The sequence below is a fragment of the Geodermatophilus sp. DSM 45219 genome, from assembly GCF_900104025.1.
GTDB lineage: Bacteria > Actinomycetota > Actinomycetes > Mycobacteriales > Geodermatophilaceae > Geodermatophilus.
Genome location: NZ_FNIQ01000004.1, coordinates 251,902 through 276,998 on the forward strand (window position 1 = coordinate 251,902; position 25,097 = coordinate 276,998).

24 protein-coding genes are annotated in these 25,097 nt (G+C 75.0%); 17 read left to right on the plus strand and 7 right to left on the minus strand.

The features are described 5' to 3' along the window. Positions 1 to 90 precede the first annotated feature (90 nt). On the minus strand, positions 91 to 2,706 hold the full coding sequence (valS, locus tag BLR12_RS14135; protein WP_091379185.1) for a valine--tRNA ligase: 2,616 nt from the start codon (positions 2,704 to 2,706) through the stop codon (positions 91 to 93). 42 nt (positions 2,707 to 2,748) lie between these two features. Here valS and BLR12_RS14140 point away from each other — a divergent pair, with 42 nt between their 5' ends. From BLR12_RS14140 to ndk, 3 genes are read left to right on the plus strand one after another with little or no spacing between them, the layout of a single operon-like run. Next, entirely contained in the window at positions 2,749 to 4,092 is a 1,344-nt protein-coding gene (locus BLR12_RS14140) for a bifunctional tetrahydrofolate synthase/dihydrofolate synthase (protein WP_091379188.1), read from the plus strand. Then, the gene (locus tag BLR12_RS14145; protein WP_091379191.1) at positions 4,089 to 4,487 is read left to right on the plus strand and encodes a DUF4233 domain-containing protein; all 399 of its coding nucleotides are present in this window, start codon (positions 4,089 to 4,091) and stop codon (positions 4,485 to 4,487) included. The genes BLR12_RS14140 and BLR12_RS14145 overlap by 4 nt, the downstream gene beginning before the upstream one ends. A gap of 11 nt (positions 4,488 to 4,498) precedes the next feature. Beyond that, positions 4,499 to 4,921: a nucleoside-diphosphate kinase gene (gene ndk, locus BLR12_RS14150; RefSeq protein WP_091379192.1), complete on the plus strand. Its 423-nt coding sequence runs from the start codon at positions 4,499 to 4,501 to the stop codon at positions 4,919 to 4,921. A gap of 11 nt (positions 4,922 to 4,932) precedes the next feature. Here the strand turns inward: ndk and BLR12_RS14155 are convergent, their stop codons facing one another. Then, a complete protein-coding gene (locus tag BLR12_RS14155) occupies positions 4,933 to 5,148 on the minus strand; it encodes a hypothetical protein (RefSeq protein WP_091379195.1) in 216 nt (71 codons plus the stop codon). A 93-nt stretch (positions 5,149 to 5,241) separates the two neighbouring features. Here BLR12_RS14155 and BLR12_RS14160 point away from each other — a divergent pair, with 93 nt between their 5' ends. From BLR12_RS14160 to BLR12_RS14210, 10 genes are all read left to right on the plus strand, one after another. Beyond that, positions 5,242 to 7,170 (plus strand): TIGR03960 family B12-binding radical SAM protein, encoded by a 1,929-nt coding sequence (locus BLR12_RS14160; protein ID WP_091379196.1) that lies wholly within the window; start codon positions 5,242 to 5,244, stop codon positions 7,168 to 7,170. Then, a complete protein-coding gene (locus BLR12_RS14165; protein WP_091379199.1) occupies positions 7,170 to 7,937 on the plus strand; it encodes a TIGR03936 family radical SAM-associated protein in 768 nt (255 codons plus the stop codon). Before BLR12_RS14160 ends, BLR12_RS14165 begins: the two co-directional genes overlap by 1 nt. A 262-nt stretch (positions 7,938 to 8,199) precedes the next feature. Next, the gene (locus BLR12_RS14170) at positions 8,200 to 11,286 is read left to right on the plus strand and encodes an Rne/Rng family ribonuclease (RefSeq protein ID WP_091379200.1); all 3,087 of its coding nucleotides are present in this window, start codon (positions 8,200 to 8,202) and stop codon (positions 11,284 to 11,286) included. A gap of 251 nt (positions 11,287 to 11,537) precedes the next feature. Then, positions 11,538 to 11,849, plus strand: a complete 312-nt coding sequence (gene rplU / locus BLR12_RS14175) for a 50S ribosomal protein L21 (RefSeq protein ID WP_012947747.1) — start codon at positions 11,538 to 11,540, stop codon at positions 11,847 to 11,849. Between the two features lie 7 nt (positions 11,850 to 11,856). Then, positions 11,857 to 12,114 carry a 50S ribosomal protein L27 gene (gene rpmA, locus BLR12_RS14180; protein ID WP_091379203.1) on the plus strand — a complete coding sequence of 86 codons (258 nt, stop codon included), beginning with the start codon at positions 11,857 to 11,859 and terminating at the stop codon, positions 12,112 to 12,114. Positions 12,115 to 12,189: 75 nt separating this feature from the next. Then, entirely contained in the window at positions 12,190 to 13,683 is a 1,494-nt protein-coding gene (gene obgE / locus BLR12_RS14185) for a GTPase ObgE (protein ID WP_091379206.1), read from the plus strand. Beyond that, on the plus strand, positions 13,680 to 14,801 hold the full coding sequence (proB, locus tag BLR12_RS14190) for a glutamate 5-kinase (protein WP_091379207.1): 1,122 nt from the start codon (positions 13,680 to 13,682) through the stop codon (positions 14,799 to 14,801). The genes obgE and proB overlap by 4 nt, the downstream gene beginning before the upstream one ends. 13 nt (positions 14,802 to 14,814) lie before the next feature. After that, positions 14,815 to 15,297 (plus strand): peptide deformylase, encoded by a 483-nt coding sequence (gene def, locus BLR12_RS14195; RefSeq protein WP_091379210.1) that lies wholly within the window; start codon positions 14,815 to 14,817, stop codon positions 15,295 to 15,297. A 197-nt stretch (positions 15,298 to 15,494) separates the two neighbouring features. Further along, positions 15,495 to 16,277: an isocitrate lyase/PEP mutase family protein gene (locus BLR12_RS14200; RefSeq protein ID WP_091379935.1), complete on the plus strand. Its 783-nt coding sequence runs from the start codon at positions 15,495 to 15,497 to the stop codon at positions 16,275 to 16,277. Positions 16,278 to 16,539: 262 nt separating this feature from the next. Further along, positions 16,540 to 16,938, plus strand: a complete 399-nt coding sequence (locus BLR12_RS14210; protein WP_255363499.1) for a type II toxin-antitoxin system VapC family toxin — start codon at positions 16,540 to 16,542, stop codon at positions 16,936 to 16,938. Between the two features lie 43 nt (positions 16,939 to 16,981). On the opposite strand, the gene BLR12_RS14215 is transcribed toward BLR12_RS14210, so the two are convergent. Then, positions 16,982 to 17,641, minus strand: coding sequence for a maleylpyruvate isomerase family mycothiol-dependent enzyme (locus tag BLR12_RS14215; protein WP_091379215.1), 660 nt, complete (start codon positions 17,639 to 17,641; stop codon positions 16,982 to 16,984). Positions 17,642 to 17,711: 70 nt separating this feature from the next. Here BLR12_RS14215 and BLR12_RS14220 point away from each other — a divergent pair, with 70 nt between their 5' ends. Further along, complete coding sequence (locus tag BLR12_RS14220; RefSeq protein WP_091379218.1) at positions 17,712 to 18,158, plus strand: MarR family winged helix-turn-helix transcriptional regulator; 447 nt, start codon at positions 17,712 to 17,714, stop codon at positions 18,156 to 18,158. Between the two features lie 2 nt (positions 18,159 to 18,160). Here the strand turns inward: BLR12_RS14220 and BLR12_RS14225 are convergent, their stop codons facing one another. The 4 genes from BLR12_RS14225 to BLR12_RS14240 form a co-directional block, all read right to left on the minus strand. Continuing rightward, on the minus strand, positions 18,161 to 18,556 hold the full coding sequence (locus BLR12_RS14225) for a Fur family transcriptional regulator (RefSeq protein WP_091379220.1): 396 nt from the start codon (positions 18,554 to 18,556) through the stop codon (positions 18,161 to 18,163). Then, positions 18,553 to 19,578 (minus strand): metal ABC transporter permease, encoded by a 1,026-nt coding sequence (locus tag BLR12_RS14230; RefSeq protein WP_255363500.1) that lies wholly within the window; start codon positions 19,576 to 19,578, stop codon positions 18,553 to 18,555. The genes BLR12_RS14225 and BLR12_RS14230 overlap by 4 nt, the downstream gene beginning before the upstream one ends. After that, on the minus strand, positions 19,575 to 20,354 hold the full coding sequence (locus BLR12_RS14235) for a metal ABC transporter ATP-binding protein (RefSeq protein WP_091379226.1): 780 nt from the start codon (positions 20,352 to 20,354) through the stop codon (positions 19,575 to 19,577). Before BLR12_RS14235 ends, BLR12_RS14230 begins: the two co-directional genes overlap by 4 nt. Positions 20,355 to 20,427: 73 nt before the next feature. Then, positions 20,428 to 21,402, minus strand: a complete 975-nt coding sequence (locus BLR12_RS14240) for a metal ABC transporter substrate-binding protein (protein ID WP_091379229.1) — start codon at positions 21,400 to 21,402, stop codon at positions 20,428 to 20,430. A 74-nt stretch (positions 21,403 to 21,476) separates the two neighbouring features. Here BLR12_RS14240 and BLR12_RS14245 point away from each other — a divergent pair, with 74 nt between their 5' ends. Genes BLR12_RS14245 through BLR12_RS14255 form a run of 3 tightly spaced genes read left to right on the plus strand, consistent with a single transcriptional unit; the run spans position 21,477 to position 25,072 of the window. Continuing rightward, complete coding sequence (locus BLR12_RS14245) at positions 21,477 to 22,733, plus strand: glutamate-5-semialdehyde dehydrogenase (protein WP_218120673.1); 1,257 nt, start codon at positions 21,477 to 21,479, stop codon at positions 22,731 to 22,733. An 18-nt stretch (positions 22,734 to 22,751) separates the two neighbouring features. Next, positions 22,752 to 23,639 carry an AAA family ATPase gene (locus BLR12_RS14250; RefSeq protein ID WP_091379232.1) on the plus strand — a complete coding sequence of 296 codons (888 nt, stop codon included), beginning with the start codon at positions 22,752 to 22,754 and terminating at the stop codon, positions 23,637 to 23,639. Beyond that, positions 23,639 to 25,072: a vWA domain-containing protein gene (locus tag BLR12_RS14255; RefSeq protein ID WP_176832518.1), complete on the plus strand. Its 1,434-nt coding sequence runs from the start codon at positions 23,639 to 23,641 to the stop codon at positions 25,070 to 25,072. The genes BLR12_RS14250 and BLR12_RS14255 overlap by 1 nt, the downstream gene beginning before the upstream one ends. The last annotated feature ends 25 nt before the right edge of the window (positions 25,073 to 25,097 follow it).

Consider the following 25,097-nt stretch of genomic DNA (forward strand, 5'->3'; position numbering starts at 1 on the left):
GGCGCGCCTGTGGAGGCCGGGGTGATGTGCAGTTGTGGTGCATCCCGGGCTCAGACCGCGCCACGACCGCACAGCACCGCGCAGGCGGGGTCAGGACTCCGCGGGCGGGGCGAGGACGACGTCGACGGTGAGCTCGCCGTCGCTGCTGGGCACGATCGACAGCGAGCGGATGCGCCCGGCGTCGACCAGGTCGTCCCGCGCCGCCTCGACCAGCTCGGGCGAGGGCGCGGCCACGGTCGCCGACTCCACGTCGGCCCGCATGGACTGCTTGGCCTCCGACTTCGCCTTGCGCACCGCGGACAGCGCCTCGGCCGTGGCCGTGAGGACCACCCACTGCCCGTCGGCCGGAAGCTCGGCGGTCGTGGGCCAGGGGGCCTGGTGGATGGACCCGCTCTGCCACCAGGACCACACCTCCTCGGTGACGAACGGCAGCACCGGCGCCAGCAGGCGCAGCTGCACCGAGAGGGCCAGCGCGAGCGCGGCCTGGGCGGACTCCGCCTCGGGGCCGGTGCGGTACGCCCGCGACTTGACCAGCTCGACGTAGTCGTCGCAGAACGACCAGAAGAACTCCTCGGTCAGCTCCAGGGCCTTCGTGTAGTTGTAGGCCTCCATCGCCGCGGTGGCGTCGTCGACGACCGCGGCGAGCTCGTCGAAGAGCCCCTTGTCGATCGCCTGGGTGATCCGGCCGGCCGCCGTCGACAGGTCCACCGTCCCCGCGCCCAGTCCCAGCACGAACTTGCCGACGTTGAGGACCTTCATGGCCAGCCGGCGGCCGACCTTCATCTGCGCCTCGTCGAACGGCGAGTCCGCGCCCGGCCGGGCACCGGCGGCCCGCCAGCGCACCGCGTCGGTGCCGTAGCGCTCGAGCACGTCGATCGGCGTGACGACGTTCCCCTTCGACTTCGACATCTTCTTGCGGTCGGGGTCGACGACGAAGCCGGAGATCGTGGCGTGCGTCCACGGCACCGTGCCGTGCTCGAAGTGCGAGCGGACGACGGTGGAGAACAGCCAGGTGCGGATGATGTCGTGGGCCTGCGGGCGCTGGTCCATCGGGAAGACGTGCGCGAACAGCTCCGGGTCGGTGTCCCAGCCCGAGGCCACCTGCGGCGACAGCGACGACGTCGCCCAGGTGTCCATGACGTCGGGGTCGCCGATGAAGCCGCCGGGCTCCCCGCGCTGGTCCTCGGTGAAGCCGTCGGGCACGTCGGACGACGGGTCGACCGGCAGCGCCGACTCGGGGGCGAGCAGCGGCTCGTCGAACACCGGCTCGCCCGCGGGGTCCAGCCGGTACCAGACCGGGAACGGGACGCCGAAGAACCGCTGTCGGCTGATCAGCCAGTCGCCGTTGAGGCCCTCGACCCAGTTCTCGTAGCGGTGCCGCATGTGCTCGGGCACCCACTGGATCTCCCGACCGCGGGCGATCAGCGCGTCCCGCAGCTCGGGGGACCGGCCGCCGTTGCGGATGTACCACTGCCGCGTGGTGACGATCTCCAGCGGCCGCTCGCCCTTCTCGAAGAACTTCACCGGGTGGGTGATCGGCTTCGGCTCGCCCTCGAGGTCGCCGGACTCGCGCAGCATCTCAACGATCCGCTGCTGCGCGCTGAACACCGTCTTCCCGGCCAGCTCCGCGTAGGTCTCCGCCGGGACGCCGGACGGCGCGTCGGGCAGCAGCCGGCCGTCCCAGCCGACGATCGCGCGGGTGGGCAGCTGCAGCTCGCGCCACCAGGTGACGTCGTTGAGGTCGCCGAAGGTGCAGATCATCGCGATGCCCGAGCCCTTGTCCGGCTCGGCGAGGCGGTGCGCGACCACCGGCACCTCGACGTCGAACAGCGGCGTCCGCACCGTCGTCCCGAACAGCGGCTGGTACCGCTCGTCGTCGGGGTGGGCGACCAGCGCCACGCAGGCCGGGATCAGCTCGGGCCGGGTGGTCTCGATGAAGACGAGGCCGTCGGGCGAGTGGAACGAGATCCGGTGGTAGGCGCCCGGGCGCTCGCGGTCCTCGAGCTCGGCCTGCGCGACCGCCGTCCGGAAGGTGACGTCCCAGAGGGTCGGCGCCTCCTGGGCGTAGGCCTCGCCGCGGGCGAGGTTGTGCAGGAAGGCGCGCTGGGCGGTGGCGCGGGAGGTCTCGGAGATCGTCCGGTAGACGTTGGTCCAGTCCACCGACAGGCCCACCCGCCGCCACAGCTGCTCGTAGGCGGCCTCGTCCTCCTCGGTGAGCTGCATGCACAGCTCCACGAAGTTGCGCCGCGAGACCGGCACCTGCTCCTTGCCCGGCTCGGCCGGGGGCTGGAACCCCTCGTCGTAGGGGAGCGACGGGTCGCAGCGGACGCCGTAGTAGTTCTGCACCCGGCGCTCGGTGGGCAGGCCGTTGTCGTCCCAGCCCATCGGGTAGTAGACGTGCTTGCCGCGCATCCGCTGGTAGCGGGCGACGATGTCGGTGTGCGTGTAGCTGAACACGTGCCCGACGTGCAGCGACCCGCTCGCGGTCGGCGGCGGGGTGTCGATCGAGTACGTCTGCTCCCGCGGCGCCGACAGCGCGGCCGCGCGGTCGAAGGCGTAGGTGTCGGCCTCCGCCCAGCGGGCGGCCCACTTCTCCTCGAGCCCGTCCAGCGACGGCTTCTCCGGTACGCCGACCGACGCTCCCGGCGCCACGTCCATGGGTGCCTGCGGCACGGGGGCGTCCGGGGTGCGGGTGTCGGTGACCATGTACCTGAGTCTAGGAAGTGGGCGGCTGGCATCCTGGAGAGGATGAGCAGCGACCTGACCCGCGTCGAGGATGAGCTGCTGGCCCGCTGGCCGGAGACCCGCCTGGAGCCCTCGCTGGGCCGCATCTCCGCCCTGGTCGACCTGCTGGGCTCCCCGCACCGCGCCTACCCCGTCGTCCACGTGGCGGGCACCAACGGCAAGACGACGACGGCGCGGATGGTCGACGAGCTGCTGCGCGGCTTCGGCCTGCGGGTGGGCCGCTTCACCAGCCCGCACCTGCAGTCGGTGCGGGAGCGGATCGTGCTCGACGGCGAGCCGGTGAGCGCCGAGCGGTTCGTCGAGACCTACGACGACATCGCCCCCTACGTGCAGATGGTCGACGCCGCCGGCGAGCACCCGATGAGCTTCTTCGAGGTCATGGTCGGCATGGCCTACGCGACCTTCGCCGAGGCGCCGGTGGACGTCGCCGTCGTCGAGGTCGGCATGGGCGGCACCTGGGACGCCACCAACGTCGCCGACGCGCGGGTCGCCGTCGTCACGCCCGTGGCGCTGGACCACGCCGAGTACCTCGGGCCGGACGTCGGCACGATCGCCGGCGAGAAGGCCGGGATCGTCAAGCGCGACTCCGTCGCGGTGCTCGCCCGCCAGCAGCCGGCGGCCCTCGACGCGCTGGTCCGCCGCGCGGTCGAGGTGGAGGCCGTGGTGGCCCGCGAGGGCACCGAGTTCGGCGTGCTCGACCGGCGGGTCGCCGTCGGCGGTCAGCAGCTGCGGCTGCAGGGCCTGGGTGGCGAGTACGAGGAGCTGTTCCTCCCGCTCTTCGGCGCCCACCAGGCGCAGAACGCCGCCACCGCGCTCGCCGCCGTCGAGGCGTTCCTCGGCGCGGGCGCGGCCACCGGGCCGATCGACCAGGAGACCGTGCGCGCCGCGTTCGCCGCCGTCCGCTCGCCGGGCCGGCTGGAGCGCGTGCGCACCAGCCCGACGGTCCTGGTCGACGCCGCGCACAACCCCGCCGGCATGGCAGCGACCGTCGACGCGGTCCGCGAGTCCTTCGACTTCACCCGGCTGGTCGGGGTCGTCGGCGTCGTCCACGGCAAGGACGTCGCCGGGATGCTTGCCGCGCTGGAGGAGGTCTGCGCCGAACTGGTGGTCACCCAGAACGGCTCGCCGCGCGCGATGCCCGCCGACGAGCTGGGCGCGCTGGCCGTGGACGTCTTCGGTGCCGACCGGGTCAGCGTCTCGCCCCGGCTCCCCGAGGCCCTCACCGAGGCGATCGAGCTGGCCGAGGCCGGTCCGGACGACGCGCTCGGCGGCTCCGGCGTGCTGGTCACCGGCAGCGTCGTCACGGCGGGGGAGGCCCGCACCCTCATGGGCGGGACGCGGGCGTGACCGCCCCGGACCCGCAGCGGGCCGCGCGGGCGCTGCGCGGGTCCGCGGCCGCCGTGCTGGTGCTCGAGGGCATCGCCGTGCTGTTCGTGCCGCGGGGCATCGCGCAGACCGAGGAGGGGCTGGACGGCGTCCGGCTCACGCTGCTGCTCGTGCTGGCCGTCGTCCTCGTGCTGGCCAGCGGGCTGCAACGCCGTCCGCAGGGACTGCTGGTCGCCACCGCGCTGCAGGTGCCGCTGCTGCTGACCGGGCTGATCAACGGTGCGATGTGGATCGTCGGCGGCGTGTTCGTGCTCATCTGGCTGTACCTGCTGCAGATCCGCAAGGAGCTGCTGGGCTCGACGTTCGGCGACCCCGGTCCCCGGCAGGACGACGACGCCGGTACCGGCGCCGCGTAGGCTCCGCGCTCGTGTCCGAAGCCACCGCAGAACGCACCCTCGTCCTCGTCAAGCCCGACGGCGTCGCCCGTGGCCTGGTCGGCGAGGTGATCTCGCGCCTGGAGGCCAAGGGCCTGCGGCTGGTCGCCGCCGAGCTGCGCACGCTGATCCGCGAGACGGCCGAGACCCACTACGCGGAGCACCGCGAGCGGCCGTTCTTCGGCTCGCTGGTCGAGTTCATCACCAGCGGTCCGCTGATGGCGCTGGTGGTCGAGGGGCCGCGGGCGATCGAGGCGTTCCGCGCACTGGCCGGCGCGACCGACCCGGTGAAGGCCGCGCCCGGCACGATCCGCGGCGACTTCGCCCTCGAGGTGCAGAACAACATCGTCCACGGCTCCGACTCGCCCGAGTCCGCCGAGCGCGAGGTCAAGCTCTTCTTCCCCGACCTGGACTGAGTTCTCCCGACCTAGCGGGAGCCCAACCAGCCGACCAGGCCCACCGTGAGCAGGACGAACCCGGCCAGCAGGCTGCCCCACAGCAGCAGCTGCAGGCCGGTGCTCGGGCCACCGCCCGTGGCATCGAAGTAGTAGCCCGCGGCCGTCAGCCCGACCGCGGCCGCCGCGGTGACCAGGGCGCCGATGAGGCCGAGCGTCCGCGCCCTGCTGCTGTGGTCGCTGGTCATCTCGGTGTCCCGTCCCCGTGCCGATGAGGGAACGGATCCTGTCACCTCGGCGCAGGGAACTCGGCCCGCCGACCCGGCTACCCTGGACCGGTCATGAACGGTGAAACGCTGTACCCCCGCCTCGAACCGCTCCTCGCGCAGGTGCAGAAGCCGATCCAGTACGTCGGCGGTGAGCTGAACGCGCAGGTCAAGCCGTGGGAGGACGTCGCCGTCCACTGGGCGCTGATGTACCCCGACGCCTACGAGGTGGGGCTGCCCAACCAGGGCCTGATGATCCTGTACGAGGTGCTCAACGAGCGCCCCGACGCCCTGGCCGAGCGCACCTACGCCGTCTGGCCCGACCTCGCCGCCCTCATGCGCGAGCACGGCGTCGGCCAGTTCACCGTCGACTCCCACCGCGCGGTCGCCGACTTCGACCTGCTGGGCGTCAGCTTCGCCACCGAGCTCGGCTACACCAACCTGCTCGAGGCCCTCGACCTGGCCGGGGTGCCGCTGCACGCCGTGGACCGCGACGAGACCCACCCGGTCGTCGTGGCCGGCGGGCACGCCGCGTTCAACCCCGAGCCGGTCGCCGACTTCGTCGACTGCGCCGTCCTCGGCGACGGCGAGCAGGTCGTCGGCGACGTCACCGACGTGGTCGCGGCGTGGAAGCAGCAGGGCCGACCCGGCGGCCGCGTCGAGCTGCTGGCCCGCCTGGCCCGGGTCGACGGCGTCTACGTGCCGCGCTTCTACTCGGTCTCCTACGGTCCGGACGGCGCCATCGCGGCCGTGACCCGCACGCGGGACGACGTCCCCGCCCGGGTCGGCAAGCGCACCGTCATGGACCTCGACGAGTGGCCCTACCCGAAGACGCCGCTGGTGCCGCTGGCCGAGTCGGTGCACGAGCGGATGAGCGTGGAGATCTTCCGCGGCTGCACCCGCGGCTGCCGGTTCTGCCAGGCCGGGATGATCACCCGCCCGGTGCGGGAGCGGACCATCACCGGCATCGGCTCGATGGTCGACCAGGGACTGCGCGCCACCGGCTACGAGGAGGTCGGGCTGCTGTCGCTGTCCAGCGCCGACCACTCCGAGATCGGCCAGGTCGCCAAGGAGCTCGCCGACCGCTACGAGGGCACCAACACCGGGCTGTCCCTGCCGAGCACCCGCGTCGACGCGTTCAACGTGACGCTGGCCAACGAGCTGTCCCGCAACGGCCGCCGCTCCGGCCTGACCTTCGCCCCCGAGGGCGGCAGCGAGCGGATCCGCCGGGTGATCAACAAGACGGTGTCCAAGGACGACCTGGTCCGCACGGTGACGACGGCGTACGCCAACGGCTGGACGCAGGTGAAGCTCTACTTCATGTGCGGTCTGCCGACCGAGACCGACGAGGACGTGCTGGAGATCGCGGAGCTCGCGGTCGAGGTGATCCGCGCCGGCCGGGAGGCCAGCGGCCGCAAGGACATCCGCTGCACCGTCTCCATCGGCGGCTTCGTGCCCAAGCCGCACACGCCCTTCCAGTGGGCCGGGCAGGCCAGCGCCGAGACCATCGACTCCCGGCTCAGGCTGCTCCGGCAGGCCATCAACGCCGACCGCCGCATCGGCCGCTCCATCGGCCTGCGGTACCACGACGGCAAGCCCGGCGTGGTCGAGGGCCTGCTCTCCCGGGGCGACCGGCGGGTGGGCCGGGTCATCGAGCAGGTGTGGCGCGAGGGCGGCCGGTTCGACGGCTGGAGCGAGCACTTCTCCTTCGAGCGCTGGACCGCCGCCGCGGCCGCCGAGCTCACCCCGCTCGGCGTCGACCTCGACTGGTACACCACCCGCGAGCGCGGCCAGGACGAGGTCCTGCCCTGGGACCACCTGGACTCCGGGCTGGACAAGGAGTGGCTCTGGGACGACTGGCAGGAGGCGTTGAGCGAGGAGGAGGTCGCCGACTGCCGGTGGACCCCCTGCTACGACTGCGGCGTCTGCCCGACCAACGGCACCGAGATCCAGATCGGACCGACCGGGCGCAGCCTCCTCCCGCTGACCGTCGTCGGTCGCTGATGGCCCGCCAGCCCGACGGGCCGCCCCCGCCGCCCACGGTCCAGAAGCTGCGGCTGCGCTACGCCAAGCGCGGCCCGCTGCGCTTCGCCTCGCACCGCGACCTCGCCCGCGCGCTGGAGCGGGCGCTGCGCCGGGCACGGGTGCCCATGGCCTTCTCCGCGGGCTTCTCCCCGCACCCGAAGGTCTCCTACGTCGGCGCGGCCCCCACCGGGGCGGCCAGCGAGGCCGAGTACCTGGAGATCGGCCTGGCGCAGCGCTGCGACCCCGAGCAGGTCCGCGCCGCGCTGGACGCCTCGCTGCCCCCGGGCATCGACGTCCTCGAGTGCGTGGAGGCCGCCGAGGGCACCGGCTCCCTGGCCGACCGGATCGACGCCGCGGCCTGGCGCGTCGAGCTGCCGGGCGTGTCCCTCGCCGAGCTCGCCCCGGCCGTCGAGGCGCTGCTGGCCGCCGACGTGGTGGTGGTCGAGAAGCGCACCAAGAACGGCCTCCGGGACGTCGACGCGCGGGCCGCCGTGGTCGCCGCGTCGGCGGCCGAGGAGGCAGGTTGTGCCATACTGCACATGGTCGTCCGGCAGGTGACGCCCGCCGTTCGACCCGACGACGTGTTGGCCGCGCTGGTCGCCGTCGCCGACCTGCGCCCGCCGTCGCCCACCCGGGCCGTGCGTGAGGCGCAGGGCCGGCTCGACGACAGCGGCGCCGTGGCCGACCCACTCGGCCCGGACCGTGTCGCGGGCGCCCGCTGCCAGGGGGAGCCCGCCGCGGTCTGACCGGTGGGGCCGGGGGCCGCACGCCGTCGCGCGGCACGGCTGCCAGACGTGACGCACCCCGAGATCTCGTACCACCGCAGGACCCGCACCACCCGGCGCCCGGCCGCGGCTACCGCCGCCCGGGAGCTGGACCACAGACTTCGCGAGCCGAGCCTGCCGCCGCACCCGGCGCGGGCCCGGCCCGTCCGACACCGTGCTCCTGCGCGGCCGCCAGTCCTCTGCGATGGGCGCCCGGGAGCACCACACAGGAGGCGAGCCACCCGTGGCCGACCAGACAGACGACAGCACCACCACCCCGGCCGACGAGGGCCTCGACCCGGCGGCCCTGCCCGAGGGCGGCGCCCCGGCCGCCGAGGAGCTGCTCCAGGAGGCCGAGGCCGGCGAGGACGACGACGCCGGCGAGCAGGCGGCCGCCGAGGAGGGGCCCCCGGCCGGCGAGGCGGCCGCCGCGACCCCCGAGCCGGAGCCCGAGCCCGACGAGGCCCCGGTCTCCCCGTTCGGCGCCCAGTTCAGCTCCCCGGAGCCCACCGCGGTCATCGCCCGGCCCCGCCGCCGGGCCACCCGCCCGGCCGGCGCCGCCGACCCCGGCTCCTACACCCCCGTCGCGCCGGCGGTCCCCGCGCTGCCGGCCTTCGTCAGCTTCGTCGCGCCGACCGAGACCGACGTCCCGACCGCGCCGCGCCGCCGCAGCCGCCGGCCGGAGGCCGAGTCGCCCGGCGTCGAGGAGGCCGAGGTCGAGCCGACCGAGGACCTCGACGAGGAGGTCCCGGCGCCCCGGTCCCGGCGCAGCCGCTCCCGCCGCCGCGCCGCCAGCGAGGAGGCCCCTGCGGCAGCCGAGGACGCCGACACCGCCGAGTCCGACGAGGACCGGTCCGACGAGGACGGGACCGACGCCGAGGACACCGACGACAACGGGTCCGCGGCCAGCCGGCGCCGCCGCCGGGGCCGCCGCGGCCGGGGTCGCGGGCGCAGCGGCGAGGACGCCGCCGACACCGAGGACGAGGACTCGACCGACGAGGAGTCCGGCGACGAGCAGGACGCCGACGAGGACGCCGACGCCGACAGCGGCGAGGACACCGCCGAGGGCGACGAGGACGAGGGCGGCTCGAGCACCCGTCGCCGGCGCCGCCGCCGTCGTCGCGGGACCAGCGCGGAGAACGGGGACGCCGCCGCCGAGACCGACGACGACCGTCCCGAACGGGCCGGCCGCAACGGCCGCACCACCAGCGACGACGACGTCCGGGGCGTCACCGGCTCCACCCGGCTGGAGGCCAAGCGCCAGCGCCGCCGCGACGGCCGGGACAACGGCCGCCGTAGGGCGCCGATCCTCACCGAGAGCGAGTTCCTCGCCCGGCGCGAGGCGGTCGACCGCAAGATGGTCATCCGGCAGCGGGGCGAGCGCACGCAGATCGCCGTCCTCGAGGACGACGTGCTCGTCGAGCACTACGTGACCCAGGCCCAGGCGACGTCCTTCGCCGGCAACGTCTACCTCGGCCGGGTGCAGAACGTGCTGCCCAGCATGGAGGCGGCCTTCATCGACATCGGCAAGGGCCGCAACGCCGTCCTCTACGCCGGCGAGGTCAACTGGGACGCCGCGGGCCTCTCGGGCAAGCAGCGCTCGATCGAGACCGCCATGAAGTCCGGCGACAAGGTGCTGGTGCAGGTCACCAAGGACCCGATCGGCCACAAGGGCGCCCGGCTGACCCAGCAGGTCAACCTGCCCGGCCGGTTCCTGGTCTACGTGCCCGGCGGCTCGATGACCGGCATCAGCCGCAAGCTGCCCGACACCGAGCGGCAGCGGCTCAAGGACATCCTCAAGAAGATCGTCCCCGAGGACGCCGGCGTCATCATCCGCACCGCGGCCGAGGGTGCGTCGGAGGAGGAGCTGACCCGCGACGTCGCCCGGCTGCAGGCGCAGTGGGACGTCATCCAGAAGAAGGCCGACTCCTCCTCGAACGCCCCGGCGCTGCTCTACGGCGAGCCGGACCTGGCCATCCGGGTCATCCGCGACGTCTTCAACGAGGACTTCAAGGAGCTCGTCGTCCAGGGCGACGACGCCTGGGACACCGTCGAGGCCTACGTCGCGCACGTCTCCCCGGAGCTGGTCGGCCGGCTCTCCCGGTCCACCGGCGAGGGCGACGTCTTCCGCGACCTGCGCATCGACGAGCAGCTGGCCAAGGCGCTGGACCGCAAGGTGTGGCTGCCCTCGGGTGGCTCGCTGGTCATCGACCGCACCGAGGCGATGACCGTCGTCGACGTCAACACCGGCAAGTTCACCGGCTCCGGCGGCAACCTCGAGCAGACCGTCACGCGCAACAACATGGAGGCGGCCGAGGAGATCGTCCGCCAGCTCCGGCTGCGCGACATCGGCGGCATCATCGTCATCGACTTCATCGACATGGTGCTGGAGAGCAACCGCGACCTGGTGCTGCGGCGGCTGACCGAGTGCCTGGGCCGCGACCGCACCAAGCACCAGGTCGCCGAGGTCACCTCGCTCGGCCTGGTGCAGATGACCCGCAAGCGGGTCGGCCAGGGCCTGCTGGAGGTCTTCTCCGAGCCGTGCGAGCACTGCCGCGGCCGCGGCGTCATCGTCAACACCGACCCGGTGGACGAGAAGCGCCGCGGCGGCGGGAACGCCCCGTCCGGCAACGGCGGCGGCAAGCCGCGCGAGCAGCAGCGTGCCGAGAAGGCCCGCGACAACGGCGCCCGCCTGGCCGAGGACGCCGAGCCCGCGGTCGAGGCACCCGGTGAGGACGGGGCCGACGGCGAGGGGCAACGGTCCGGAGGCGGACGGCGCAGCCGCGGCCGGCGCAACCGCGGCCAGTCCGGCGAGGAGCGCGCCGCCGAGGACGCCGCCGTGCTCGCCGCGGCCGGCGGGCGGTCCGAGGACACCGCCGCCGAGGACACCGCCGCCGAGGACACCGCCGCCGAGGACACCGCCGTCGCGGACGCTGTGCCCGACGGGCCGGCCGACGAGCCCGACCAGCCGGACGCCGTGGTCCCGGAGCCGGCGCCCGAGCCCGCCGGCGAGCCCACCCCCCCGGGGCCGGCACCGGCGGACCAGGCGCTCGCCGAGCCGTCGCTCGCCGAGCCGGTGGACCGGGCCCTGTCGACCGGGACCGGGGCCACCGGGCGGGACGACGAGGAGGCCGTGCCCGCCGGTGCGGGCCCGGACGACCCCGGCCCGATGGACGTCGAGCCGGACGACGCCGAGCCGGCCGCGGCCGGAGGTCCGGTGGCGGGGGCCCAGCCGCCGGCCACCGACGACGCTGGCGAGCCCTCGGCGCCGGTCACCCGCCCGCGCCGCCGCCGGGCCGCCAGCCGCCCGGCGGGCCCGCCCGCGTCCTGATCCCCCCTGCAGGAACCCGCCGCGGCCCCGTCCAGGGGACCGCCCTGGGCTCGCGAAGGGTGGGGAGGACGGGGTCCTCCCCTTCCCCCGTTCGACCCGGCTCCGGCCGCTCGGGTACGCTGGTCGGGTTGCACCGCCCCGGTGCCGCGCACCTCCGGGTGCCGCCTGGGAGGCGGGCAGCCCGTCCAGCACCCGGCGCCCGACGTCCGGGCGCATGCAGGACACGACAGAGGCGATCGAGGAGTTCAGTGGTGTACGCAGTCGTCAAGGCCGGTGGCCGGCAGCACAAGGTCGCCGTGGGCGACCGGTTCACGGTCAACCGTCTCGTGGGTGAGGCGGGCGACTCCGTCACCCTCCCGGCCCTGCTCCTGGTCGACGGCGACACCGTCACCAGCGACGCGGAGACCCTGGCCGGGGTGACCGTGACCGGCGAGATCGTCGGCCACGGCAAGGGCCCGAAGATCCGCATCCACAAGTTCAAGAACAAGACCGGCTACCACAAGCGTCAGGGGCACCGTCAGCCCCTCACCGACGTCGTGGTCCGCGACATCACGAAGGGCTGACGCAGACATGGCACACAAGAAGGGCGCCTCGTCCTCCCGCAACGGCCGCGACTCGAACGCGCAGCGCCTCGGCGTCAAGCGCTTCGGGGGCCAGGTCGTGAAGGCCGGCGAGATCATCGTCCGCCAGCGCGGGACCCACTTCCACCCGGGCCTGGGCGTCGGCCGCGGCGGCGACGACACGCTGTTCGCGCTCGAGGCCGGTGCGGTCACCTTCGGCACGCGGCGGGGACGCAAGACCGTCTCCATCTCCGCGGTCGAGGCCTGAGCACTCGAACGAACCGCTTCACGAGCGCACGGGCCTCGGCCCGTGCGCTCGTGGCGTTCCAGGAGTAGCTGACACATGGCCGCTTTCGTCGACCGCGTGGTCGTGCACGTCTCCGCCGGCAACGGCGGGCACGGCGTGGCCTCGATCCACCGGGAGAAGTTCAAGCCGCTCGGCGGCCCCGACGGGGGCAACGGCGGCAACGGCGGGGACGTCGTCCTCGAGGTGGACCCCAGCGTGCACACGCTGCTGGACTTCCACCACCGCCCGCACCAGAAGGCCGGCAACGGCCGGCCCGGCGAGGGCAGCAACCGGCACGGCGCCCGCGGTGCGGACCGCGTCCTGCGGGTCCCCGCCGGCACCGTGGTCAGCACCCCCGACGGCCGGGTGGTCGCCGACCTCGTCGGCGCCGGCACCCGCGTCGTCCTGGCCTCCGGCGGCAAGGGCGGGCTGGGCAACGCCGCGCTGGCCAACTCCCGCCGCAAGGCCCCCGGCTTCGCGCTGCTGGGCGAGCCGGGCGAGGCGTTCGACGCGGTCATCGAGCTGAAGAGCATCGCCGACGTCGGCCTGGTCGGGTTCCCCTCGGCGGGCAAGTCCTCGCTGATCGCGGCCATGTCCGCCGCCCGCCCGAAGATCGCCGACTACCCGTTCACCACGCTGGTGCCCAACCTCGGCGTGGTCCGGGCCGGCGACACCGTCTTCACGATGGCCGACGTCCCCGGGCTGATCCCCGGCGCGTCCGAGGGCCGCGGGCTGGGCCTGGAGTTCCTCCGCCACATCGAGCGCTGCGCCGTCCTGGTGCACGTCGTCGACATGGCCACGATGGAGCCCGGCCGCGACCCCGAGAGCGACATCGAGGCGCTGCAGCACGAGCTGGCCCAGTACCGCGGGGACCTCGTCGACCGGCTGCGGGTCGCCGTCCTCAACAAGGTCGACGTCCCCGACGCGCGCGACCTGGTCGACCTGGTCCGCGAGCCGCTGGAGCAGCGCGGGCTGCGGGTGTTCCCGGTGAGCGCGGCGACCGGCGAGGGGCTGCGCGAGCTCGGCTTCGCGCTGGCCGCGGCCGTCGAGGAGTACCGCGCCGCGCTGCCCGAGCCCGAGCCGGTGCGGGTCACCCTGACCCCGCGGGCGGTCGACGACAGCGGCTTCACCGTCGAGCGCGACCCCGACGAGGGCTCGTTCACCGTGCGCGGCGTCAAGCCCGAGCGCTGGGTCCGCCAGACCGACTTCACCAACGACGAGGCGGTGGGCTTCCTCGCCGACCGGCTCAACCGGCTCGGCGTCGAGGACGCCCTGCAGGAGGCCGGCGCCCAGGAGGGCGACACCATCGTCATCGGCGACGTCGCCTTCGACTTCGTGCCGACGCTGCCGGCCGGCACGCTCAGCGTCGAGGAGTCCGCCGGCCTGGGTGGGCGGGGCACCGATTCCCGCATCGACGCCCCGCACCGGGTCCGCGCCGACGAGCGGCTGGCGGCCAAGAAGGCCCGCCGGGTGCCCTACGAGCTCAGCGAGGCGACGTACTCGGGGACGTGGACCGACGAGGACCTGCCCGACGGGGACGACGACGCATGAGCCCGCGCGCGGAGATCGCCGGCGCGCGCCGGGTCGTGGTCAAGGTCGGCTCGTCGTCGCTGACCAGCCTGCCGGCGGGCCTGGACGAGCAGCGGCTGACCGCGCTGGTCGACGTCCTGGGCGCGGTGCACGCCCAGGGCCGCGAGGTGGTGCTCGTCTCCTCGGGCGCGATCGCCGCCGGGCTGGCCCCGCTCGGGATCCCCGGCCGCCCCCGCGACCTCGCCACCGCCCAGGCCGCGGCCAGCGTCGGCCAGCTGCGGCTGGTGCAGACCTACGCCGACGCCTTCGCCCGGCACGACGTCACCGTCGGCCAGGTGCTGCTCACCGCCGACGACCTCACCCGGCGCAGCCACTACCGCAACGCCCAGCGCACGCTGGAGCGGCTGCTCACCCTCGGCGTCCTGCCGATCGTCAACGAGAACGACACGGTCGCCACCGAGGAGATCCGGTTCGGCGACAACGACCGGCTGGCCGCGCTGGTCGCCCACGTCGCCCGGGCCGACGCGCTGCTGCTGCTCTCCGACGTCGACGGCGTGTACGACGGCGACCCGCGCCAGGGCCCGGCCCAGCTGCTGGACACCGTCCGCGACCCGGCCGACCTCGGCGAGGTCACCCTCGGCACCGCCCGCCGCAACGGGGTGGGCACCGGCGGGATGGCCACCAAGGTGGAGGCCGCGCTGATCGCCGCGCACGCCGGCGTCCCCGTCGTCGTCACCTCCACCGCCCAGGCCGCCGCCGCGCTGGCCGGCGAGCAGGTCGGCACCCGCTTCGCGGTCATGGGGCCCCGGCCCCGTGCCCGCCAGTTCTGGCTGCGCTTCGCCACCCGCCCCCGCGGCCGGCTGGTCCTGGACGAGGGCGCGGTGCACGCGGTGCGCGAGCGGCACGCCTCGCTGCTGCCCGCCGGCATCACCGACGTGGTGGGGGAGTTCCTCGCCGACGACCCGGTCGAGCTGGTCGATCCCGACGGCGTCGTGGTGGCCCGTGGCCTGGTCGCCTACGACGCCCGGGAGCTGCCGCCGCTGCTGGGCCGCAGGACCAGCGAGCTGGACCCGGAGTACCAGCGGGAGATCGTGCACCGCGACGAGATGGTGCTGGTGAGGCGCCCGTCCCTGGGCTGAGAGACTGCACCGCGTGACGATCCGTCCCATCCGCGAGCTCGGTGACCCGGTCCTCCGCACGCCCGCCGACGAGGTGCGCAGCTTCGACAGGGAGCTCGCCGCGCTGGTCCGCGACCTGGAGGACACCGTCGCCGACCCCGGCCGGGCCGGCGTGGCCGCGCCGCAGATCGGCGTCGGGCTGCGGGCGTTCTCCTACAACGTCGACGGCGTCATCGGGCACCTGGTCAACCCGCGCATCGTGGAGCTGTCCGAGGAGACCCAGGACGGCGACGAGGGCTGCCTGTCGATCCCCGGCCTGTGGGCGCCCACCGTGCGGGCGATGCACGCCGTCGTCGAGGGCTTCGACGTGCACGGCGAGCCGGTGCGGCTGGAGGGCACCGGCCTGATGGCCCGCGCCCTGCAGCACGAGGTCGACCACCTCGACGGGAAGGTCTTCCTCGACCGGCTCACCGGCGAGGCCCGCAAGGCGGCCCTTCGGGCACTGCGGGACCGCTGACCGTGAGGGGCTTGCAGCCGGTCGCCCTGAGCGGCGAGCTGGTGGCGCTCGAGCCGCGCAACCGGCGGGTGCCCGACGGGTCGCTGCGGGACACCGCCGTCTCCTCGATCCCCGACACCGGGTGACCCGCCGTCCGCAGCGGCCCGGGGTACCGGCTCGCGCGGCACGCCGGCTGACCGCGCCGTAGCGTGCCCGCCGTGACCGACCTCGCCACCCGCGCCCGCACCCTCCTCGACCTGCACACCGCCCCGGAGATCCTCGTCCTCGCCAACGTGTGGGACGTCGTCTCCGCCCGGGTGGTCGCCGCGACCGACGGCGTGCGTGCCCTGGCGACCGCCAGTCACGGCATCGCCGCCACCTTCGGCTACGAGGACGGCGAGAACATCCCGCTCGACCTGCACCTGGACATGGTCGGCCGGATCGCCGCCGCGGTGGACCTGCCGGTGAGCATGGACATGGAGGCCGGCTACGGCGACGCCGGCGAGACCACCCGCCGGGCGATCGGGCTCGGCGTCGTCGGCGGCAACCTCGAGGACCAGATGAAGCCGCTGGACGAGGCCGTGGCCGCGGTCGAGGCGGTGCTGCGCGCCGGCCGGGACGCCGGCGTCGACTTCGTGCTCAACGCCCGCACCGACACCTTCGTCCGCGCGGCCGAGGGCGCCGACCGCGGCGAGCTCGTCGCGGAGGCGATCCGCCGCGGCCGGGCCTTCCTGGAAGCGGGCGCGCCGGTGGTGTTCGTGCCGCGGCTGGTCGACCGCGAGGAGATCGCCGCGGTGGTCGAGGGACTCGGGCGCGGGAAGCTCACGCTGATCAGCGTGCCCGGCGCCTCGCTGCCCGCCCGCGAGATGCAGGAGCTCGGCGTCGCCCGGGTCTCCACCGGGCCGTTCACCCAGCGGGTCGCGCTGACCGCGCTCCAGTACGCGGCCGCGGAGATGGTCGGCGGCGGCACGCTCCCGGCCGGGACCCGCGCCCTCAACTGAGCCGCGGCGCCACGGCTGGCCGGCCCGGCCATCAGGTCGACACTCGGAGCCATGACGCACGTCGACGTGCAGGAGGCCGAGACCGGGCTGTCCCAGCTCCTCGCCGCGGCCGAGCGCGGCGAGGAGGTCGTGATCGCGCGCGGCGCCGGCCGGTGGTGCGCCTCGTGCCGGTCGACGAACCGGCACCCCGGCCCGTCGGCTTCGTGGCGGGTCAGCTGCCCGAGACCTTCTCCGAACCGATCCCGGACGACGAACTGGCCCGGTGGGAGTGTCCTCCCTGCTGTTCGACACCCACGCCCTCCTCTGGGTCCTGCTCGACCCCGGACGCATCCCGGCCCAGACCCTCGCGACCGTGCGCGCGTCCGGCACCACCGTGTACGTCTCCGCGGCGAGCGCCTGGGAGATCGCCACGAAGCACCGGCTCGGCAGGCCGGAGGGGGCAGCCGCCGTGGTCAGCGGCTACCGGGAGCACCTCGACCGGCTGCGCGCGGAGGAGTTGCCCATCACGGGGCACCACGCGCTCACTGCCGGCTCGCTGCAGTGGTCCTACCGCGACCCCTTCGACCGGGTGATCGTCGCCCAGGCGGTGCTGGAGTCGCTCCCCGTCGTCACCAGTGACACCGCACTCGCGGAGTTCCCGGCGATCCGCACCCTCTGGTGAGCCGTGCGGGCAGGACCGGTGGCGTCCGCGTCGACCCGGGTGGTCAGGTCGGCCTCCCCGGTGCGCCGTCGCGGCGGCCTCGCGCCGCCTGCAGTCGATGGGCGCCCGCGCCCGACAGCCGGTCGAGCGCGGCCTCCCGCCCGGTCACCAGCAGCAGGAGCGCGGCGATCGGCCCTTCCACCGGGAGGCCGGACCCGACCGTCCAGTCGGCGTCGGTCGCGCTCAGCCGGAATCCCTGGAGCCGTCGCCGGGCGCGGAACGGGAAGCCGGTCCCCCAGACCCGCGTGGCGGCCGCGACGGCCGCGGCGACGGGCACCGGCCGGTCACGTCCCAGCGGGACGGCGATGTCCTGCCCGTGCACCAGGACGTCGATGAGCGGCTCGGTCGGGGTGACGAACGGGGCCGTGCGCCGCGAGCCGACCATCGCGCGGAGGCGTCGCGGGTACTCCGCGCGGGGCAGGGAGGCCGCGCGCAGGGCGGTGTCGCGGATCATCCGGTCGAAGCTGCCCCGCGCGCGGACCGCGCCGACGAGCGCGGCCCCCGGCCCCATGTGGGCGAGGGTGAGGTGGGCCGCGACGTCGCCGACCCGCCAGGCGTCGCACAGCGACGGTGCCGCCCACTCGGCGGGGGAGAGCTCGTCGAGCAGGTCGGCCAGGCCGGCGCGCTCCGCGTCGATGGTCCGCCACACCGCGTCGAGGTCCATGACTCCTCCACCCATCGGTACGATGTTCTGACCATTCCGTCAGAGAATCTGACCATCGTCAAGGGGGAACGTGGCCGATCAGGCAGCGGAGCGGCAGAACCTCGGCCTGCTCTGCTTCTACCCGCACCGGGCCCTGGAGTCGCGGCTGCTCGCGGCCCTGGTCGCCGCGGGGTACGACGACATCACCACCGCGCAGGGCCGCATCGCCGCCCGGATCGGCCCCGGTGGCACCCGGCTGACCGCGCTGGCCGAGCAGGCACTGGTGACCAAGCAGACCGCGGGCCACCTCGTCGACCAGCTCGAGAAGGCCGGTTACGTCCGCCGGGTGCCCGACCCCACCGACGCCCGCGCCCGGCTGGTGCAGATGGCCGGGCGCGGACTGGAGGTCGTCGCGGTGGCCCGCCGGGTCGAGGCCGAGGTGGAGGCCGAGTGGACGGCCCACCTGGGCGAGGAGGCCACCGCCCAGCTCCGCGCGGCCCTGGAGCGGCTGCGGGAGATCACCGACCCGTACCGCTGAGCTCAGCGCGCGGTGCAGCAGGCCGCGCAGGTGCCGAAGACCTCCAGCTGGTGCTGGACGTCGGCGAACCCGTGCTCGGCGGCGACGCGGGCGGCCCACCGCTCGACCGGCGGGTCCTCGACCTCGACGGTGCGCCCGCAGGAGCGGCACACCAGGTGGTGGTGGTGCACGGGGGAGCAGCGCCGGTAGCCGGCCTCGCCGTCGCTGCGCAGCACGTCGACCAGGCCGTCGTCCACCAGGGCCTGCAGCGCCCGGTAGACCGTCGCGAGGCCGACCGCGTCGCCCCGCTCGCGCAGGAGCGCGTGCAGCTCCTGCGCGGTGCGGAAGCCGTCGAGCTCGTCGAGCAGGGCCAGCACGGCGCTGCGCTGCCGCGTCTGGCGGCGGGGTGCCTCGGTCACGCGCGTCCCCCCGTCCCCGCCGGCGGCACGTGCTCGCCGTGCTCGTCGTAGTGCACGCCGGTACCGGTGCGGTGCGGCGCGTGCCGGTGGCCGTCGTGGTCGTAGTCGACGTGGTCGCCGTGCGGCACCGCCGGGTGGCCGCACCGGTCGCCGTGCTCGTGCGGGTGCGCGGCGTGCACCTCGGCACGGCGCCGGTGGCGGCGGCGGGCGGTCGCCTCGCGCAGCGCGACCGCCGCCGTGGCCAGCAGGAACAGCGCGATGGCCAGCAGCACGATGGTCCCGCCGGAGGGGGTGCCGGTGTAGTAGGAGGCCGTCGTCCCGGCGACGCTGGTGACCAGCCCGATGCCGCAGGCCAGGTACAGCGTCTGGCGGAAGCTGCGGGCCAGCTGCTGGGCGACCGCGCTCGGCACGATCATCAGCGCGCTGATCAGCAGCAGGCCGACGACGCGCATGGACAGCACGACGGTGGCCGCGACCAGCACGGCGAGGACGACGTTCAGCGCGAGCACCGGCAGGCCGACCGCGCGGGCGTACTCCTCGTCGTCGCTGACGGCGTAGAGCCGCTGGCCGAGCAGCCACACGACGCCCAGCACCACCACGGTGATGACGGCGAAGACCGCGACGTCCCCCGTGGTCGTGGTGGTGATGGCGCCGAACAGGTAGGCGTCGAGGTTGGTCGCCTGGCCGCGGGGGGCCAGGCCGAGCAGCACCACGCCGCCGGCGATGCCGCCGTAGAAGAGGACGGCGAGCGCGACGTCGCCGCTGGTGCGGCCGCGGGCGCGGACCAGCTCGATGAGGACCGCACCCAGCACGGCGGCGACCAGCGCCGTCCCGACCGGTGCGGTGGCGGTGAGGACGCCGACCGCGACGCCGGTGAGCGCCACGTGGCCGAGGCCGTCACCGAGCAGGGAGAGCCGGCGCTGCACCAGGAAGACACCGACCGCCGGGGCGACCAGGCCGACCATCAGCGAGGCCAGCAGCGCCCGCTGCATGAAGCCGTACTCGAGGACCTCCACGCTCACCGCACCCCGTCCGTCGTCACCCGCGGCTGGTCCTGGCGGTACCCGCGCGCCGGTGGCTGTCCCGTGCCCTCGGGGTGGTGGTGCCCACCGGTGACCTCCCCGGCGCCGGCCAGCGGCCCGTCGTAGGCGATCCGCCCGTGGTCGACGACGACCGCGCGGGTGAGCACGCCGGCCAGCGCGGCGGTCTCGTGGGTGACCACCAGCAGCGTGGTGCCGGTGGCCGAGACGTCGGCGAGGACGGCGGCCAGCGCGTCCTGGCTGGCGGCATCGACCCCGGCGGTCGGCTCGTCCATGACCAGCAGCTCGGGCTCGGCGGCCAGTGCGCGGGCGACCAGCACCCGGCGCTGCTGCCCGCCGGACAGCGAGGCGACCGGGTCGTCGAGCCGGTCGGCCAGCCCGACGGCGGCCACCGCGTCTCGCACCGCGGCCCGGTCGGCCGGGCGCAGCCGGCCGACCGGGCCCAGCCGGGCCAGCCGGCCGACGCCGACGACCTCGCGGACGGTGGCCGGCACCGCGCCGCTGACGGTGTGCCGCTGCGGCACGTAGCCGATCCGCCCGCGCTCGCGCGGGCGCCCGACAGGGGCGCCGAGCACCTCGACCTCGCCGCCGAGCACGGTGGCCAGGCCCAGCAGGCCCCGGGCCAGCGTGGTCTTGCCCGACCCGTTGGACCCGAGGACGGCCACCGCCTCGCCCTCGGCCACGGTGAGGTCGACGCCCTGGACGACGGCGGTGTCGCCGTAGCCGATCCGGGCGTCGCGGAGCCTGAGTGCGATCACGCGCCCTCCTCGCTGGCGCTCGTCGGCCGCGTTCCCGGCGATGCCGTGCCCACGCGTGAGCTCGCGAGCTCGCTCACGTGCAGGACTGGCCCTCCTGCAGGGTGGCCAGGTTGGCCCGCATGACCTCGAGGTAGTCACTGCCGGCCGACTCGTCGGTCAGCCCTTCCAGCGGGTCCAGCACGGCCGTCTGCGCGCCGGCCTCGGTGGCCACGGTCTCGGCGACGGCGGGGTCGACCAGGGTCTCGGTGTAGACGGTGGTCACCCCGCGCTCGCGGACCAGCTCGGTGATCTCCGCCTGCGCGGCCGGGCTCGGCTCCGCCGAGGGGCTCAGTCCGCTGATCCCGACCACCTCGAGACCGTAGCGGTCGGCGAGGTAGCCGAACGCGTCGTGGCCGGTGACCAGGGTGTCGACCGCGCAGTCGGCCAGGCCCGCCGACATCTCGGCGTCCAGGGCCTCCAGGTCGGCGCGCAGCGCGGCGGCGTTCTCCTCGTAGGTGGCCGCGCCGTCGGGGTCGGCCTCGGCCAGCCGCTCGGCCAGCGCGTCGCCGACCGAGGCCAGCCGGGTCGGGTCGAGCCAGAAGTGCGGGTCGAGCGCCTCGCCCTCCTCGCCCTCCTCGGCGTGCTCGGCGTGCTCCTCGGCGGTCTCTCCCTCGTGGCCGTGCTCCTCGGCGGTCAGGGAGAGGTCGGCGGCCTGCCCGGCGTCCCACGCGGTGTCGGCGGCCTCGTTCTGCGCGGCCTCGTCCAGCGCGGGCTGGAAGCCCTCCAGGTACACCAGCAGGTCGGCCTCGGAGACGGCGGCGACGTCCTGCGGGGCGAGCTCGAGGTCGTGGGCCTCCGCGCCGGGCGGGGTGAGCGAGGAGACGTCGACCCGGTCCCCGCCGACCCGCTGCGCCGCCCACTCCAGCGGGTAGAAGCCGGCGACGACGGTCAGCCCGTCCCCGCCGCTGCCCGCCGCGGCGGTCCCTCCGGTGCCGCCGCACCCGGCCAGCGCGAGGGCGGCCGCCGAGGCGGTCGCAGCGGTCACGGCACGGGTCGTCCAGGTGTTCATGGGAATCATTCTCACATGTGCGAGTCGGAATCGGGACAGGGGGAGGGCCGGCCCGCCCGCGTACCCTCTCGGGCGTGTCCGACGTCTCCGGCCTGCCGCTGATCGGGGCCGCGGCGCTGCGCGCCCGCGCCGCCGCCCGGGTGCTGCGCACCCTGCCCACCGACACCAAGGACGCCGCGCTGCGCGCCATGGCCGACGCCCTGGTCGAGCGCGCCGACGAGGTGCTCGCCGCCAACGCCGCCGACGTGGAGGCGGCCGAGGCCGACGGCACGTCCCCGGCGATCGTCGACCGGCTGCGGCTGGACCCCGGCCGCATCGCCGGCGTGGCCGACGCGCTGCGCCAGCTGGTCGCGCTGCCCGACCCGGTCGGCGACGTCGTCCGCGGGTCGACGCTGCCCAACGGCCTGCAGCTGCGCCAGGTCCGCGTGCCGCTCGGCGTGGTCGGCATCGTCTACGAGGCGCGGCCGAACGTGACCGTCGACGCGGCCGGCCTGTGCCTGAAGAGCGGCAACGCGGCACTGCTGCGCGGCTCGGCCTCGGCGTTCGGCACCAACACCGCGCTGGTCGCCGTCCTCACCGAGGCCGGGGAGAAGGCCGGGCTGCCGGCCGGCTCGGTCCAGCTGCTGCCGGCCGACCGCGCGTCGGTGGGCGAGCTGCTCAACGCCCGGGGCGTGGTCGACGTGGTGATCCCGCGCGGCGGGGCGTCGCTCATCCAGCGGGTGGTCCGCGAGGCGCGGGTGCCGGTCATCGAGACCGGCGAGGGCAACTGCCACGTCTACGTCGACGCCTCCGCCGACCCCGCGACCGCCGAGGCGATCGTGCTCAACGCCAAGACGCACCGGGTGAGCGTCTGCAACTCCGCCGAGACGCTGCTGGTGCACCGCGACGTGGCGTTCCTGCCGCGACTGCTGTCCGCGCTGGCCGACGCCGGCGTGACGCTGCACGGGGACGACGCCGCGCAGGCCACGCACGACGCCGTCGTCCCGGCCACCGACGAGGACTGGGCGACCGAGTACCTGTCGATGGACATGGCGGTGCGCGTGGTCGACGACCTGCCGGCCGCGCTGGACCACATCGAGCGGTGGGGGAGCGGGCACTCGGAGGCGATCGTCGCCGACTCCGCGCGCGCCATCGCCGACTTCACCGCCGGGGTGGACGCCGCCGCCGTGCTGGTCAACGCCTCGACCCGGTTCACCGACGGCGGGGAGTTCGGCTTCGGCGCCGAGATCGGCATCTCCACGCAGAAGCTGCACGCCCGCGGTCCCCTGGGCCTGCCGGAGCTGACCTCGACCACCTACGTCGTCACCGGCAGCGGCCACACCCGCCGCTGAGCCCCTCGAAGGAGCCGCATGCCCCGCCCGCCGTCGCAGTCCCCGCAGTTCTCCTCGGTCTCCGACGTCGGCAAGCGGCTGGCGGCGGCCGGCTACCTGCCCGACGCGCAGATCTCGACGACGGTCTTCCTCGCCGACCGGCTGGGCAAGCCGCTGCTGGTCGAGGGGCCGGCCGGCACGGGCAAGACCGAGCTGGCCAAGGCCCTGGCCGCGGCCACCGGCTCGGAGCTGATCCGGCTGCAGTGCTACGAGGGCCTGGACGAGGCGCGGGCGCTGTACGAGTGGAACTACAAGAAGCAGCTGCTGCGGATCCAGGCGGCGCAGGGCACCGACGGCGCCGACTGGGACTCCCTGCACGACGACGTCTTCGGGGAGGAGTTCCTGCTCGCCCGGCCGCTGCTGACCGCCATCCGGCGCAGCGAGCCGACCGTGCTGCTCATCGACGAGACCGACAAGGCCGACGTCGAGGTCGAGGGCCTGCTGCTGGAGGTGCTCAGCGACTTCCAGGTCACCATCCCCGAGCTCGGCACGGTCACCGCGGTCCGCCGTCCGATGGTGGTGCTGACCTCCAACGCCACCCGCGAGCTCTCCGAGGCGCTCAAGCGGCGCTGCCTGTACCTGGCGCTTGACTACCCGTCCGCCGAGCGGGAGCGGGAGATCGTGCTGTCCCGGGTGCCCGACCTCGCGCCCGGGCTGGCCGAGCAGCTGGTGCGCACCGTCCGCGCGCTGCGGGCCCTGGAGCTGAAGAAGTCGCCGTCGATCTCCGAGACCCTCGACTGGGCGCAGACCCTGCTCGAACTGGGGCTGGACACCCTCGACGAGCCGGCGGTCCGCTCGACGCTGGGCGTGGTGCTCAAGCACGCCAGCGACCAGGAGCGGGCCGCGGCCGAGCTGCGGCTGAACTGATGACGGCGGGGGTGGGCGGGCCGGCGAGCACCGCCGGGGGCCTGGCCGGCCACCTCGACGGCTTCGTCCGGGCGGTGCGCGACGCCGGCATCCCGGTCGGCATCAGCCAGGCCGTGGACGCCGCGGAGGTGCTCACCGCCGTCGACCTGCTCGACCGGGAGCAGTTGCGGCACGGCCTGGCCGCCGTGCTGCTGCAGCGTGCGGCGCAGCGGCCGGCCTACGACGTGCTGTTCGACCTGTGGTGGCCGCTGTCGGACCGGCCGGTGGCCCCGGGCTCGGCGGACGACGACGCGGTCCCGGGCGAGACCGGTGACTCGACCCTCGACCTGCCCGACGGTGCCGACCTGGCGCAGCTGATGCGCGAGGAGCTGTCCCGGCTGCTGCTCTCCGGCGACGAGGAGGCGCTGCGCCGCTTCGCCCGCGAGGCCGTCGACCAGCTCGGCCGGACCGCACCGGGACCCTCGGGCCAGTCGTACTTCAGCTACCGGGTGATGCGGGCGCTCTCGCCCGACACCCTGGTCGCCCAGCTGCTGGCCGGCCTGCTCGGGGAGGCCGAGCGCGGCGGGCTGGCCGAGCAGGTGGCCCGCCAGACGGTGCGCGAGCGGCTGGCGGCGTTCCGGGCGGCGGTGGAGGCCGAGGTCCGGCGGCGGACGGCGGCCGAGCGCGGGCGGGACAAGGTGGCGAAGAACGCCGTCCGCCCGCTGGCCGACCAGGTCGACTTCCTGCGCGCCCAGGCCGCCGACCTGGCCGAGCTGCGCCGGACCGTCGCCCCCCTGGCGCGGCGGCTGGCCGTGCGGCTCTCGGCCCGGCGGCGGCACGGCCGCGAGGGCCGGCTGGACTTCCGCAGGACCGTCCGCGCCTCGCTGGGCACCGGCGGCGTGCCCGTGGTGACCCACCACCGGCCGCGGACGGTGCACAAGCCGGAGCTCGTGGTGCTCTGCGACGTCAGCGGCTCGGTCGCCGGGTTCAGCCACTTCACGCTGATGCTGACCCAGGCGCTGCGCGAGCACTTCTCCGGCGTCCGCGCGTTCGCCTTCGTCGACTCCACCGACGAGGTGACCCGCTTCTTCCGTCCCGGGGTGGACGTCGCCGACGCGGTCGCGCGGATCGGCCGCGAGGCCGACGTCGTCGGCTTCGACGGGCACAGCGACTACGGGACGGCGTTCGAGGTGTTCGCCGACCGCTGGGCCTCGGCGGTCGGGCCGAAGACGTCGCTGCTGGTGCTCGGCGACGGGCGCACCAACTACCGCCCGCCGGGCCTGCCCGTCCTGGCCGACCTGGTCCGGCGCTCGCGGACCGCGCACTGGCTGAACCCCGAGCCGCGCCGGCTGTGGGGCAGCGGGGACTCCGCGGCCGACCGCTACGGCGAGGTCGTCGACATGGTGGAGTGCCGCAACGCCGCCCAGCTCGCCGACTTCGTCACCACGCTCTGAAGAAGGACCCTCCTGCTCCCCACCA